We start from the raw sequence: 14,248 nt of genomic DNA, 5'->3' as shown, positions 1-14,248 counted from the left end.
GTGGATGTGACGACGCGGGTCGGCATGTGGAGCCCGCTGCCGCCCGAGCGCAGCGGTATCGCGGACTACACCTACGAACTGCTCGGACCGCTCGCCGACGAGGTGGCGGTGACGGCCGTGTCCCGCTCGGCGGACGCGACCGCGCCGGTGCCCCTGGTGACGCCCGCCGCGGCGACCGGGCTGCCGGTGTACCAGATGGGCAACCACGCCGGTGTGCACACGTGGATCTACCGGCAGGCGCTGGCCGTGCCCGGCGTGGTCGTGCTGCACGACACCTCGCTGCTGGACTTCCACCAGGGTTACCACGGCGGGATCGGCACGCCCGCGTTCCGGGACGAGGTGGCGTTCGCGCACGGCCCGATCTGGGGCGACCCGCAGGACCCGGCACTGCTCAACGGGTGGCCCGCGGTCGAGGCGGACGGGCCCCGCTACCTGGACGCGATGACGATGACGATGGAGCGGCGGCTCGCGGCGGCCAGCCGCGGCTTCATCGTGCACGACCCGTACTCGGCGGACCGGCTGCGCGCCCGGTACCCCGGACTGCCGGTGTCGGTGGTGAACTCCGGCGCGCCGGTCCGCGACGACGCCGACCGGGCCGCGGTGCGCGCGCGGCTCGGGTGGGACGACGGGCACGTGGTGTTCGGCGTGTTCGGCGGGTTCAACCGCATCAAGCGCATCCTCGTGGTGGTGCTGGCGTTCGCGCAGGTGCGGCGGCGCTGGCCGCGCGCCCGGCTGCTGATCGCGGGTCACGTGGACTACCCGGAGGTGCACGCCGACGTGGTGCGCGCCCTGGACCAGTACGGGCTGCGGGACTCCGTGCGGATGGAGCTGAGCCCGGCGAAGGACGACTTCGAGCAGCTGATCGGCGCGACCGACGCGGTGGTGAACCTGCGCTGGCCCACGGCGGGCGAGACCAGCGCGGTGATGATGCGCGCGTTCGGGGCCGGCCGGCCGGTGATCACCAGCGACCTGCCGCAGAACCGGCACTACGCCGAGGAGTTCTGCTGGCGGGTGCCGATCGAGTCGCGCGCCGAGGCGGAGGCGTTGGCCGCGCTGCTGGAGCAGGTCGTCACCGAGCCAGGGCGGGCGCGGGCGGCGGGTGAGCTGGCGCGGGACTGGGTGGCGCGGGAGGCGTCGTGGCCGGTGGTCGCGCGGCAGTACCGCGAGGCGCTGGAGTCCGCCGCCGAGGACGCCTACGCGCCGGACCTGGTCACCGCCGGCGGCGGGGCGCGCGAAGGGGCCGCGAACCTGGGCGGGTCCGGTCAGGGCGGGTCCGGCCGGGGCGGGCGGTCCGGGGGTCGGCGTGCGTTCCGGCCGGTCGAGCTGGTCGAGCGGTCCGCGCCCGGGGTGAACCTGTTCGCCGACACGCGGGCCACGACCGGCCTGTCCGAGTCGTTCCGGCGCGCGGGCCTGGCGCTGCTCGGCACCGACGTGGGCCTGACCTACACCGAGTTCAACTCGCGTGCGCCGGTCCGGACCGTCCAGGTGCCGCGCGAGCTGGCCGAGCTGCGCGCCGGCAAGGACTACCCGGTCGACCTGTGGATGGTGAACCTCAACGAGTTCCAGCTGATCCCGGACAGCTCGCTCGACCGGTACACGATCGCGCTGTGGGCGTGGGAGCTGCCGGAGATCCTGGACTACACGCTGGTCCAGCTGCCGCGCCTGGACGAGCTGTGGGTGGTGTCGTCGTTCGTCGGCGACGCGTTCCGCACCGTCACCGACATCCCGATCACCGTGGTGCCGAACGTGGTCCCGGAGGTGGAGGCCGCACCGGACCGGGCGCGGTTCGGGCTGGCCGAGGACGCGTTCGTCGTGCTGTTCACGTTCAGCTCGTCGTCCAGCGACGCGCGCAAGAACCCGTGGGGCGTGATCGACGCGTTCCGCCGGGCGTTCGCGCCGCACGAGCGCGGCACCACCGCGCACCTGGTGATCAAGGCGATCGACCTGGACATCTTCCCGCTGATGGCGGCGGCGCTGGCGGACGCGGTGGCGAGCGTCAACGGCACCCTGATCGCCGAAGACCTGACCCGGCCCGAGATGGACGCGCTGCTGGCGTCGTGCGACGTCTACGCCTCGCTGCACCGGTCCGAGGGCTACGGCCTGGGCATGGCGGAGGCGATGATGCTCGGCAAGCCGGTCGTGGCGACGGGCTACGGCGGCAACACCGACTTCATGCCGCCCGGCGCGGCGGCGACCGTCGGCTACGACATCAGGCCGATCACCGAGAAGGACCACCGCTACGACAACCGGTTCGCCGACTGGTACCGGCCGGGGCAGCTGTGGGCGGAGCCGGACGTCGCCCAGGCCGCCGGGTGGCTGCGCAGGCTGGCCGACAGCCCGGCGCTGCGCGCGCGCATGGGTGCACGGGCCCGGAAGGCGATCCGCGCGCACAGCGGGGCGGAGGCGGTCGGCGCGGTGATGCGCGACCGCGTCCACGCGATCTACCGCGAGGGCCTGCACCTCGGGGGCGTCCACCGGAAGTGACGGAGCCGGCCCGTCCCGGACCACCTGGCCGGGCCGCTCCCGCACGCCGCCCGGCCCGAGCGGCCTCCGCGCACCCACCGACCGCTCCTCAGCGATCCCTCAGCAGCCGCCCGGATATGTCGGTGCGCACTGGGACAATGGAATCGGGGGCCGGAGGCCACGCCGGATCACGGCGGAATCGCGGGCGGGAGGCCACGCCGGATCACGGGCCGGGGCCATGCCCCGGCACACCTCGCTCGCACGTCGACCGACCGCGGCGCTTCGCCGCAGGCGCTTTCGGCCCGACGCTTCGGCCCAGCACATCGACGCAGTGCTGCGACCCGGCACCTCGACCGGGCACCTCGACCGGGCACCTCGACGCAGTGCCGCGACCCGGTGCGTCTGCCCGGCACGTCGGCGCGGCACAACGATCCGGCACGTCGGCGAAGCACCACATGCCGGCACGTCGGCCCGGCGCGTCGGCCAAGACCTGTGGCCTGGCCGGACTGAGGGACCGGCCGGCGTCGGTGGGTGTCGCAGCCGGTCGGTGTCGGGCCTGCACCGGGTGGGTCGAACGGTGGTCGGCGCCGAGGTGGGCGTGCGGTCGGCAGGGTGCGGCTGCGTCCGGTCCGCTGCGTCCGGGGAGGGCGTCCGGGCGTGGCCTCCGGCCCCCGGTTTCCATTGTCCCACTGGGCACCGACGTTTTCGGGCGGCTGCTGAGGGTTCGCTGAGGGCCGCTGCGGATTCCGCCGGGAAGCCCGCAGGAGGTTCGCCGACGGGCCGCCGAGGATTCCGACCGGAAGCCCGCGGGAGGTTCGCCGAGGGAGCGCCGAGGGAGCGCCGAGATCCCCGCTGCGGGGGTCGGCGTGTTCGGGCCTTCGTGCGGAGCCCGCCGGCCCCGCCCACCGCCCGACCTCAGCTCGGCTCCAGCTCCACCAGCCGCGCCTCCAGCGCCGCCAGCCGCCGGTGCGCCCGGCCAAGCTGCGACTCCGCCTCGCGCAGCGCCCCGCGCAGGTCCTCGACGTACGCGGCGTCCTTGGCCCGCGCCTCCTGGGCTTCCCGCACCGCGTTCTCCAGCCGCCGGATGTACCCGATCTCGGCCACCCGCGCCGCGCGCTGGTCCGCGAACTCCGCCCGCACGTACCGGTCGAACACGTTCGCGGGCGCGGAGAGCACGCTCAGCGCCTCCTCGTCGTCGGCCCGCGCGTAGAACCGGTTGAGCCCGTCGAACAACGCGCACCGGTAGCCCGCCGCCAGCACCAGCGGCTCCCAGCCCGCGTGGTTGGGCGTGGGCGACCCCGGCTCGGTCGCCTCGACCACGACCACGCGCGGCCGGTGGCGCGACCAGTCCGCGCCCTCCAGGACGACCTGCTCCGCGCCCTCGACGTCGATCTTCAGGAAGTCCACCGGTCCGGGGTGCTCGTCGAGCACGTCCGCGAGCGTGCGCACCTCGACCTCGACCTCCTCCACGGCCAGCTCGGACCGGTAGGCGGAGGCGAGCGAGGCGTCCAGGGTCGACCACCCGGACCGGTCGGGCACGACGTGCAGCGTCGCGCTGCCGTTGTGCGCGCCGAGCGCGACGGCCAGCGTCACGTCGCCGGGCCGCGCCTGGCGCAGCCGCTCCGCCTGCGCCGGGATCGGCTCGACGTTGATGCCCCGCCAGCCCAGGTCGTAGAAGTGCTTGGTCACCGAGTCCTCGACGGCGTCCGCCGCGCCCACGTCGACGTACCGGCCGTCGGTCCGCCCGTGGAACAGGCGGGCCAGCACGACGTCCTCCCCGTTCTGCGCGTACGAGATCACGACAGACCGGCCTTGCGCGCTTCCACCTCTAGGTCGTGGTCGACCATCATCGCGACGAGGCCCGCGAAGTCGACCTCCGGCTTCCAGCCGAGTTTCTCGCGCGCCTTGGACGCGTCGCCCACCAGCAGGTCGACCTCGGCGGGCCGGAAGAAGCGCGGGTCCTGGGTGACGTGCCGCTCCCAGTCCGGGATGCCCGCGTGGGTGAACGCGGCGGACACGAAGTCGCGCACCCGGTGCGTCCGGCCGGTGGCGATGACGTAGTCGTCCGGCTCGTCCTGCTGGAGCATCTGCCACATGGCCTGCACGTAGTCGCCGGCGAAGCCCCAGTCGCGGCGCGGCTCCAGGTCGCCGAGCACCAGCGTCTCCTGGAGGCCGAGCTTGATCCGCGCGACCGCGTTGGTGATCTTCCGGGTCACGAACTCCACCCCGCGCCGGGGCGACTCGTGGTTGAACAGGATGCCCGAGCAGGCGTAGAGGCCGTAGCTGTCGCGGTAGTTCACCGTGATGTCGTGGCCGAACACCTTGGCGACCCCGTACGGCGAGCGCGGGTAGAACGGGGTCGTCTCCCGCTGTGGCGTCTCCCGCACCTTGCCGAACATCTCCGAGCTGGACGCCTGGTAGAACCGGATCGGGTTGTCGGAGCTGCCGCCGGCCATGCGGATGGCCTCCAGCATCCGGAGCACGCCCAGCCCGGTCACGTTCGAGGTCAGCTCGGCCTGCTTGAAGCTGAGCGCCACGAAGGAGATCGCGGCGAGGTTGTACACCTCGTCCGGTTGCGTCTGCTCGACGGCGGCGATGAGGCTCGTCAGGTCCTGGAGGTCGGCGGACACGATCTCCACGAACGGCAACTCCTGCTGCACGAGTTCGGCCCGCGGGTTGTTCTGCCCCTTGACCAGGCCGAAGACCTCGTACCCCTTGCTGTTCAGGAGTTCGGCCAGATACCGGCCGTCCTGCCCGGTGATACCGGTGATCAATGCGCGCGCCACCGCGCAAGGATAGCCGCGCGGCTGTGGGCGCCCTCACCCGATCCGGCAAGTCTCCCACGCCGGGCGGTTGGGTGGACGGGCGCCAGGCAACCCGTCCGCCATGCGATGCGTCCGTTCCCGTGAGACCGAACCCGTGACCGACCGGAGACATCGATGTGGCTTGCTGTGACCCTGGTCACCTTGGGAGCGGTCGCATTTTCCGTGCGCACCGTTCGGACCCTGCGGTCCGTATCGAAAACGGGGCAGCAACGCTTGCCCATTGAGCCAACACCGTCCACCTAGCCCCTATGGGGGATTGTGGTCTTGCCGTACGATCCTTTTCGGGTCGCACGCACGACCTGTGCCTGCTAGGGGACCTCACAACAGAGGTAGGTGCGTCATGGATCTCGCACTGAGCAAGGTCATCGAGCTGCGCGAGAGCGGTTTCCAGTTCCTCCACCTCCGGGACGAGGACGGGCAGCTCGACCGCATCATGGCCTTCAAACAGCGCCGCGGCTTCATCGACTCGATCCTGTTCTGGTCGGAGACGGAGGCCCGCGCAGGCCGCCTACCTGCGGTTCGGGACAGCACGCGGGCCGCCCAGGCGGTCTGGATATACGAGGGCCCGCTCGTCGAGGCGGTCGACCGGTTGCTCGACCTGCCGGAGCCGGGTACGCGCAACGCGCCCACCCTGATGAAGCGGACGGCCTCCGACCTCGCGGTCGTGACGACGCTGCCGTTCAAGCTCAAGCTGCCGCCCGGCGCCATCGCCTGAGCTTCCGCTCCCGTTCACCCAGCCCCGCGCGAACAACGCGGGGCTTGTCGTCGTGGTCACCCTGCGTACATTTCCGTGGGCATTTGCTCGCTTTCCGTAGTGAGAATATGCACCCTTACAACCCCCACGGGTAATGTACGACCAATACGACCAATACCGGGGGTTACCGGGTTATAACAAATGCCCATACAACCGGGTTATGGCCTGCGCGGGCGCACCAATCCCGATTCGTAGGCGAGCACCACGAGTTGCGCCCGGTCCCGCGCCCCCAGTTTTGTCATCACCCGGCTCACGTGCGTGCGCGAAGTGGCGGGGCTGATGACGAGGTGCGCCGCGATCTCGTCGTTGGACAGGCCGCCGGCCACCAGCGCCAGGATCTCCCGTTCCCGCGCGGTCAGCTCGCGCAGCGCACCGGGGTCCGGCCTGCGGTGCTCGGGGCGCGCCGCGAACTCCTCGATCAGCCGCCGCGTCACGCTCGGGGCCAGCAGCGCCTCGCCCCGCGCGACCACCCGCAGGGCGTGCAGCAGCTCCACCGGGTCGGTGTCCTTCAGCAGGAAGCCGGACGCGCCCGCGCGCAACGCCTCGAAGACGTACTCGTCCACGTCGAAGGTGGTCAGCACGAGCACCTTCACCTCCGGCAGCTCGGCGCAGACCAGCCGCGTCGCGACCAGCCCGTCCGTGCCGGGCATCCGGATGTCCATCACCACGACGTCCGGCCGGTGCTCACGGGCCAGGCGGAGCGCCTCCGCGCCGTCGCCCGCCTCGCCGACCACCTCGAACCCGTCCTCGGTGTCCAGCAGCAGCCGGAAACCCGCCCGCACCAGCACCTGGTCGTCGGCCAGCACCACCCTGATCACGCGCCACCCCCCACGGCAGAACCGCCCGGACCTCGAACCCGCCACCGGCGCGCGGCCCCGCGCTCAGCTCGCCGCCCAGCGCCGCCACCCGTTCCCGCATGCCCCGCAGCCCGGTGCCCGCGCCCTGCGGCGCGGGCGCGCCCGAGCCGTCGTCCCGGACGGTCAGCTCCAGGGCGGACGCCGTGCGGACGAACGCCACCGTGATCTCCGTGGCGTCCGGCGCGTACCGCAGGGCGTTGGTCAGGGACTCCTGGACCACCCGGTAGGCCGCCGCGTCGACCGGCGCGGGCACCTCGCCGGGCTCGCCCACCACGCGCGCCTTGGGCACCGGGCCGACCAGCTCGTCCAGCCTGCTCAGCGACGGCGCGGGCGTGGTGCCCTCGCCGGTGCGCAGGACGCCGAGCGTCGCGCGGAGGTCGTCCAGCGCGTGCCCCGACGCCACCTTGATCGCCCGGAGCGCCTTCACGGCCTCCTCGGGCCGCCGGTCCGCGACGTGCGCGGCGACACCCGCCTGCACGTTGATCATGGCGAGGCTGTGCGCGACGACGTCGTGCACCTCGCGGGCGATCCGCAGCCGCTCCTCCTCCACCTGCCTGCCCCGCCGCTCGGCCGCGCGCTCCTTCGCCAGGGACAGCACCGCGATCGCGGGCGCCACGACCAGCGGGCCGTAGTGGCCGGTCACGTAGTACAGCCAGGTGGACACGCCGGTGACCGCGATGACCGCCACCGGGAAGCGCCGACGCCACAGCAGCGGCGCGAACGTCGCCGCGAACCACACCCAGGCCGGCCAGTCCACGCGTCGACCGTACGCCGGGACCACCGGCGGGACATCGGTCGGCGGGCGCGTCCGCCGGGTACGTCGACGGTCGTACGCGACCCGACCGGATCACTGGAGCGGGTGAAGAACTCCACACGGAGGGCGTAGCCGGCTTGATCCGGCGCGCCGAACTGAGCACCTTTCCCGCCATGAACACCAGCACGGCCGCCGCGCGAACCGACGCGCGGACGCCACCGGGTCCGGAGTCGCGGGCAGCGGGTCGACCCGGTGCGCGCGGCTGACGCACCCCGAGCCGGAACGGTCCCGGCCCCCTCCCCCTCGGGCCGGGGCCGTTCCAACCCCCAGCGCGCCACGCGGAACCGCCGGGTGATCGGCGGTCGACGGGCCCGGACCGCGGGACGACCGACCCCGGATCGACCGACCGCAGATCGACCGACCCCGGATCGACGGGCCGGGGCAGGTCGCGGGACGGCGGACCCGGCGGGCCGGGTGCCGGCGGATCGGGTGCCATCGCGCCGGGTGCCGGCGGATCGGCTGCTGGCGGATCGGCTGCCGGCGCGCCGAGTGCCGGCGGGCCGGGCAACGGCGGGTTCAGCGGCCGACGGCGTAACCCTGGTTGCCACGCGGGTTGGCCGCACCGCGCAGCAGGCCGCCCCGCACGTCCCGCCCCACCGCCGACATGCGGCCCAGCGTCCACGGCCCCGCGTCGAGCACCGCGTGCCCGCGCTCCCGCAGCGCCCCGATCGCCGCCTCGCCCAACCGCGACTCCACCACCAGCTCACCGGGCGTCCACCCGCGCGGGTAGAACGAGCTCGGGAACGCGTTGGAGTGCCACATCGGCGAGTCGATCGCCTCCTGGAGGTTCAGCCCGCCGACGGTGTGCGCCAGCCAGAAGCCGAGCTGCCACTGGTCCTGCTGGTCACCGCCGGGCGTGCCGAACGCCAGCGCGGGCTCGCCACCGCGCAGCGCCAGCGACGGCGAGAGCGTGATCCGGGGCCGCTTGCCCGGCGCGAGCGAGTTCGGCAGGCCCTCGTCCAGCCAGAACATCTGCGCCCGGCTGCCCAGGCAGAACCCGAGCGACGGGATGGTCGGTGACGACTGGAGCCAACCGCCGGACGGGGTCGCCGACACGAGGTTGCCCCAGCGGTCCACGACGTCGACGTGCACCGTGTCGCCCTTGACCGCGCCGGTCCGCGACACGGTCGGCTCCCCGATCGCGCCGGCCGCCTCCTGCTCCTCCGCCGAGGCGCCCCGGAGCACGTGGCGCGCCATCGCCGCCGTCCGCCCGCCCGGTGCGCCGGGCCGCAGCTCCAGCGACGCCTCCTCGCCCACCAGCGCACGCCTGGCCTCGGCGTACTCCCGCGACAGCAGCACGTCCAGCGGCACGTCGCCGTCGTCGCCGTACCACGCCTCGCGGTCCGCGAACGCCAGCTTCGCGCACTCCACCGCCAGGTGGACGGTCTCCGCCGTCGGCACGCCGCCCTCGTACGACAGGCGGTCCGCGAAACCCTCCAGCAGCAGCAACTGCTGGAGCAGCACCGGCCCCTGGGACCAGGCGCCGACCTTCGCGACCGTCCAGTCGCCGAAGTCGACGGTCACCGCGTCCTCGTAGGACGCCTGCCACCCGGCCATGTCCTGCCCGGTCAGCAGGCCGGCGTGGTCGCGGCCCGAGTCGTCCCGGAACGCGGTGCGGCAGAACTCCTCCACCTGCGCGGCCACGAAACCCTGCGACCACGCCCGCCGCGCGGCCTCGATCTGCGCCTCGCGGTCGGACCCGGCGGCCTCGCCCGCCGCCAGCAGCCACTCCCACGTGTCGGCCAGCTTGGGGTTGCGGAACCGCTCGCCCGGCTCGGGCGGCGCGCCGCCCGGCAGCCACAGCGCCGCCGACGACGCCCAGTGCCCGCGGAACAGGTCGGCCACCGCCTCGATGGTCGTGACCACCCGCGGCAGCAGCGGGAACCCGTCGCGCGCGTACCCGATGGCGTAGCCGAGCACGTCGCGCAGCGACTTGGTCCCGTGGTCGCGCAGCAGGGTCAGCCAGCCGTCCCACGCGCCCGGCACGGTCGCCGCGAGCAGCCCGCTGCCCGGCACCAGGTCGAGGCCGAGGTCCCGGTAGCGCGCGATGGTCGCGGCGGCGGGCGCGACGCCCTGCCCGCACAGCACGCGCGGCGTCGACTCGCCGGCCACCACGAACACGGCGGGCACCTCGCCGCCCGGCCCGTTCAGGTGCGGTTCGACGACCTGGAGCACGAAGCCCACCGCGACGGCCGCGTCGAACGCGTTGCCGCCGTCCTCCAGCACCGCCATACCCGCGCTGGAGGCGAGCCAGTGCGTCGACGCGACCATGCCGTGGGTGCCGACGAGTTCCGGACGGGTTGTGAACACGCCCGACAACCTACGTGGACGTCCCACCTTTGGTTAACCCGGCTAACTGGATCGTTGTGCGTCGCGCCGGGGTCTCAGCCGGTCGGCGCGTGCTGCGGGCGGCCCAGCCCGCGCAGCACCAGACCGGCCCGGCGCAGGGCGTCCGCGTCCAGGTGGTCGCGGGTGTCGAGCACCACCGAACCCGCCATCAGGTCGGCCACCCTGGTCCAGTCGAGGGTGCGGAACTGGGGCCACTCGGTGAGCAGCACCACCGCGTCGGCGTCCCGCGCCACCTCGTGCGGCTCGTCCACCACGGTCATCCCGACCAGCGGGCGGCGGACCTCGGGGTCGTGCGCGACGAGCCGCGCGCCCGCGAAGGTCAGCAGCTCGGCGACGGCCAGGGCGGGCGAGTCGCGCAGGTCGTTGGTGCCCGCCTTGAACGCCAGGCCGAGCAGTCCGATCCGCGCGCCCGCCAGCGTGCCGCCGACGGCGTCCCGCACCTTGTCCACCACCCGCTGCCGCTGCCGCTGGTTGGCCTCGATGGTCGACCGGACCAGCGCGAAGTCGACGCCGACCGATTCGGCGATCCGCAGCATGGCGTGCGTGTCCTTGGGCAGGCACGACCCGCCCCAGCCCGGTCCGGGCCGCAGGAACGACTGGCCGATCCGGCGGTCGTAGCCCATGCCGTCGGTCACCGACGACACGTCCGCGCCGACGAGCTCGCACAGCTCGGCGACCGCGTTCACGTAGGACAGCTTCATCGCGAGGAAGCAGTTGGCCGCGTACTTGACCATCTCGGCGCTCGCCGCGTCCATCAGCACGGTCGGCGCGCCCAGCTTCGCGAACAGCGCCGCGACCCGCTCGGCGGCGGGCGGCGAGTCGGAGCCGACCACGATCCGGTCCGGGCGCAGGAAGTCCCGCACGGCGCTCCCCTCGCGGAGGAACTCCGGGTTCGACACCACGGCCACGTCGTCGCGGTCGAGCAGCGCCGCCACGCGGACCGACGTGCCCACCGGCACGGTCGACTTGCACACCACGACCGCGCCGTACGGGAGGACCTCCCGCAGGTCGCGCGCCACCGACTCGACGGCGGACAGGTCGGCCGCGCCGCCCGCGCCCATCGGCGTGGGCAGGCACAGGAACACCACCTCGGCGTCGCCCACCGCCGCCCGCGCGCCCTCCACGAACGCCAGCCGCCCGGCCGCCTGGCCCTCCGTGACGAGGTCGGTCAGGCCGGGTTCCAGGATGTCGACCTGCCCGGCGCGCAGCCGGGCGACCTTCAGCGCGTCCACGTCCGCGCACACGACCCGATGACCGAGGGACGCCAGGCAGGCTCCCGTCGTCAGGCCCACGTAACCCGTTCCCACGACCGCGATCCGTCGGACGAACATGGTCGTGACGGTCGCAGCCGGAGTTGGCCGCCTGCCGAACACGAGTTGTATGCGGAGAGTGAGGTGGGTAGTCCTCTGGATGTACGCGGGAACACTTCTCGCGGCGGACGCGCGGGCTCCCGGCCCGGAGGCAAGGTGGAGACATGGAACTCCTGCTGATCACACTGCTGTTCGCGGGGCTGGCGCTGCTGGCCGCCGTGCCGTTGGTCGCATTGCTGCACTTCTCCGACCACCGGCAGCTGAACGACCGTTAACCTCCGGTCCCGGCAGTGTCGCTGGGAGATGGAGGGTGTGGCATGGAGATCGAGGGAACCGCGGCGATCGTCACCGGCGGTGCGTCGGGCTTGGGCAACGCGACCGCGCGGGCGCTGGCCGCGAAGGGCGCGGCGGTGTTCGCCCTGGACATCCGGGTGGACGACGCGGAACCCGTCGAGGGCGTCACCTACCTGGCCGCCGACGTGACGTCCGAGGAGGACGTCCAGCACGCCGTCGACACCGCCGCCGGCTCCGGGCGACCGCTCCGCGTCGTGGTCAACTGCGCGGGCATCGGCCCGTCCACCCGCACCGTGGGCAAGTCCGGCCCCCACCCGCTCGACCTGTACCGGAAGGTCATCGACGTCAACCTGGTCGGCACGTTCAACGTGCTGCGCCTGGCCGCGGCGGCGATGGGCAGGACCGAGCCGCTGGAGCACGGCCAGCGCGGCATCGTGATCAACACGGCGTCCATCGCGGCCTACGACGGCCAGATCGGGCAGGTCGCCTACGCGTCGTCCAAGGCGGCGGTCGTGGGCATGACGCTCCCGGCCGCGCGCGACCTGTCGTCGGTGGGCGTGCGGGTGATGACCATCGCGCCGGGCATCGTGGACACGCCGATGCTGGCGACGGTGTCCGAGGAGTTCCGGACGGGCCTCGCGGCGGGTGTGCCGTTCCCGAAGCGGCTGGCGCTGCCCGCCGAGTACGCGCAGCTCGCCGTGAGCATCGTCGAGCACGACTACCTCAACGGCGAAGTGATCCGCATGGACGGCGCTTTGCGCATGGCGCCCCGCTAGCGGTCCGGGCCCTTCGAGTCCGGCGCGCGCTCCTCGGCCGGCACCGCGCGGACGTGCCGCGCGGTGCCGGGGGGCGGGTCAGAGGTCGCCGGCGAACGGCAGGCTGGACATGGCGTCCGAGGTCATCCACTCCCGCAGCGCGTGCGTGGCCCGGACGTCGTCCTCGTTGTACTCCAGCAGCCGCCGCCGCTGCTCCGGGTCCGGCGGCGCGCCCTCCATGCCGACCGCGTCGCGGTACCAGCGCATGGAGTTCTCCCCGCCCGCCTCCGGGTCGCGCCACGCGAAGCCGGCCACCGGGGCGATCGTCTTCAGCCCCTTGCCGTGCGCGCACAGGAACTGGTCCTGCACGATCCCGAACAGGTCGACCCACGCGTCGGACGAGATGAACTCCCGGACCTGCGCCACCGCCGGGATGCCCGGCCTGCCCTTGAACCGCTCCGCCGAGCCGAGCAGCCAGCGGTTCTCCGCCAGCTCGTTGTAGCAGTACGCCCGGAACGTCAGGCCGCGCGCCCGCGCCCGCAGCCGGACGCCGGTCAGCCAGCCCCAGAACTCGGCGAACGACCGCGCCTCGTCGTCGCACGGCAGCGGCTCCCAGGTCGCGAACGCGCGGTAGCCGTGCTCCTCGCCCACGTCCGCGCCGGACAGCAGGCAGCCCCACATGTACGCGCCGAGGTCGCCGAAGCTCTCCATGTCGACGTCCACCTCGACGTCCGCGCGCGGCACGTCCATGTACGGCACGCGCCGCACCACCGTCAGGTCGCGCAGCCACGCCCGCGCCAGCACCACCGCGTCCGGGTACGACATGCCCACCAGCGGCGTCACCTGGTCGCCGAACGGCTCCAGCGCCGCCAGGTCGTCCACGGTGGTGACGCCGACCTTGCGCAGCGCCACCGCGTCCTCGCCGCGCACGACGAGGCTCACGTCCCGCGACGACCGCAGGTCCACCTCGCACACCGGCCACCACGGGCAGCTGCGGCACTCCACGATCCGCGACGGGCGGGCCAGCGGGTCCGCGCCGGTGGCCGCCGCCGCGGCCACCGCCAGCCGGTCCGAGAACCGCGAGTCGTACTCGGCGAGCGCCGTCCGCCCGCCCGGCCACGTCGGCGCGTCCAGGTCGTGCCACACCACCACGTCGCCGTCCATCCCGACGACACCGCCGTACGAGCGGCCGGCGGCCGCGAACCCGGCCGCCTGGAGCTGCCGCTGGGCGTGGGCCAGGCGGAGCTGGTCGCGCGGCTGGGGCCGCACCTTGCGCAGCGGGTCGACCCGCGCGCCGCCCGGCAGCGGGTGCGCCAGCGGCGACGTCCGCGCACCCGCGCCCGGATCGGTGACCTTGTGCCGCACCACCAGCACCGGCACGTACCCGGAGTCGCCCTTGACCAGCAGGTCGATACCGCCGCGCCGCCCGCCGCGCACGTCGCGGGGCAGCGCCGCGCCCCAGATGTACGGCACGCCCGCCCGCATCGCGTCGGCCGTGACGCGCTCCCGGTCCGCGCTCGGCACGTCCTGCGGTACCTCCATCAGGTCCGAGCCGGCGAACCGGCCGAGCGCCGTGGCCACCGCCCGCCGGTGCTCCGTGGCGTCGGCCTTGCGGAGCCGGCCGGTCGGGTCGGGCGCGGCCTTGGGGGCGTCTCGCATGGCTGGATCGTGTTCGAGGTGCACCCGCCGCCGGCAACGAGTGACCACGCCGGCGTCCAGCTGCACCTGGGAAGTCACGGCTGAAGCCTAAGCCGCCGCCGTGACGCTTGTACCGGCAACCTGATGGACGGGCAATGGATCATCCGTGCGAGGTGACCGCCCGACCTC

General features: G+C 73.6%; 10 protein-coding genes. 3 read left to right on the top strand and 7 right to left on the bottom strand.

The genetic code is table 11. The annotated features are described in order from the left end of the window. Nucleotides 1-24 precede the first annotated feature (24 nt). On the top strand, nt 25-2,484 hold the full coding sequence (locus C8E97_RS01960; RefSeq protein ID WP_246019325.1) for a glycosyltransferase family 4 protein: 2,460 nt from the start codon (nt 25-27) through the stop codon (nt 2,482-2,484). Nucleotides 2,485-3,378: 894 nt separating this feature from the next. On the opposite strand, the gene C8E97_RS01955 is transcribed toward C8E97_RS01960, so the two are convergent. After that, on the bottom strand, nt 3,379-4,263 hold the full coding sequence (locus C8E97_RS01955; protein ID WP_121001068.1) for an FkbM family methyltransferase: 885 nt from the start codon (nt 4,261-4,263) through the stop codon (nt 3,379-3,381). Continuing rightward, on the bottom strand, nt 4,260-5,249 hold the full coding sequence (gmd, locus tag C8E97_RS01950) for a GDP-mannose 4,6-dehydratase (protein WP_170211586.1): 990 nt from the start codon (nt 5,247-5,249) through the stop codon (nt 4,260-4,262). The genes C8E97_RS01955 and gmd overlap by 4 nt, the downstream gene beginning before the upstream one ends. A gap of 379 nt (nt 5,250-5,628) precedes the next feature. On the opposite strand from gmd, the gene C8E97_RS01945 reads away from it, so the two are divergent. Beyond that, nucleotides 5,629-6,003 carry a hypothetical protein gene (locus tag C8E97_RS01945; RefSeq protein ID WP_121001064.1) on the top strand — a complete coding sequence of 125 codons (375 nt, stop codon included), beginning with the start codon at nt 5,629-5,631 and terminating at the stop codon, nt 6,001-6,003. A 197-nt stretch (nt 6,004-6,200) separates the two neighbouring features. Here C8E97_RS01945 and C8E97_RS01940 read toward each other — a convergent pair whose 3' ends face one another. From C8E97_RS01940 to C8E97_RS01925, 4 genes are all read right to left on the bottom strand, one after another. Next, on the bottom strand, nt 6,201-6,845 hold the full coding sequence (locus C8E97_RS01940; RefSeq protein WP_246019324.1) for a response regulator transcription factor: 645 nt from the start codon (nt 6,843-6,845) through the stop codon (nt 6,201-6,203). Continuing rightward, entirely contained in the window at nt 6,727-7,656 is a 930-nt protein-coding gene (locus tag C8E97_RS01935; RefSeq protein ID WP_246018608.1) for a sensor histidine kinase, read from the bottom strand. The genes C8E97_RS01940 and C8E97_RS01935 overlap by 119 nt, the downstream gene beginning before the upstream one ends. 573 nt (nt 7,657-8,229) lie before the next feature. Next, nucleotides 8,230-10,023 (bottom strand): gamma-glutamyltransferase family protein, encoded by a 1,794-nt coding sequence (locus C8E97_RS01930; protein ID WP_121001060.1) that lies wholly within the window; start codon nt 10,021-10,023, stop codon nt 8,230-8,232. A 74-nt stretch (nt 10,024-10,097) separates the two neighbouring features. Beyond that, complete coding sequence (locus tag C8E97_RS01925; RefSeq protein WP_121001058.1) at nt 10,098-11,393, bottom strand: UDP-glucose dehydrogenase family protein; 1,296 nt, start codon at nt 11,391-11,393, stop codon at nt 10,098-10,100. A gap of 296 nt (nt 11,394-11,689) precedes the next feature. Here C8E97_RS01925 and C8E97_RS01920 point away from each other — a divergent pair, with 296 nt between their 5' ends. After that, nucleotides 11,690-12,442: an SDR family NAD(P)-dependent oxidoreductase gene (locus tag C8E97_RS01920; protein WP_121001056.1), complete on the top strand. Its 753-nt coding sequence runs from the start codon at nt 11,690-11,692 to the stop codon at nt 12,440-12,442. A 78-nt stretch (nt 12,443-12,520) separates the two neighbouring features. On the opposite strand, the gene C8E97_RS01915 is transcribed toward C8E97_RS01920, so the two are convergent. Beyond that, nucleotides 12,521-14,158, bottom strand: coding sequence for a TM0106 family RecB-like putative nuclease (locus tag C8E97_RS01915; RefSeq protein ID WP_121001054.1), 1,638 nt, complete (start codon nt 14,156-14,158; stop codon nt 12,521-12,523). Nucleotides 14,159-14,248 lie beyond the last annotated feature (90 nt).

Origin of the sequence: Saccharothrix australiensis (assembly GCF_003634935.1) — a bacterium.
Classification (GTDB): domain Bacteria; phylum Actinomycetota; class Actinomycetes; order Mycobacteriales; family Pseudonocardiaceae; genus Actinosynnema; species Actinosynnema australiense.
This window is presented reverse-complemented; position numbering and strand designations above follow the sequence as displayed.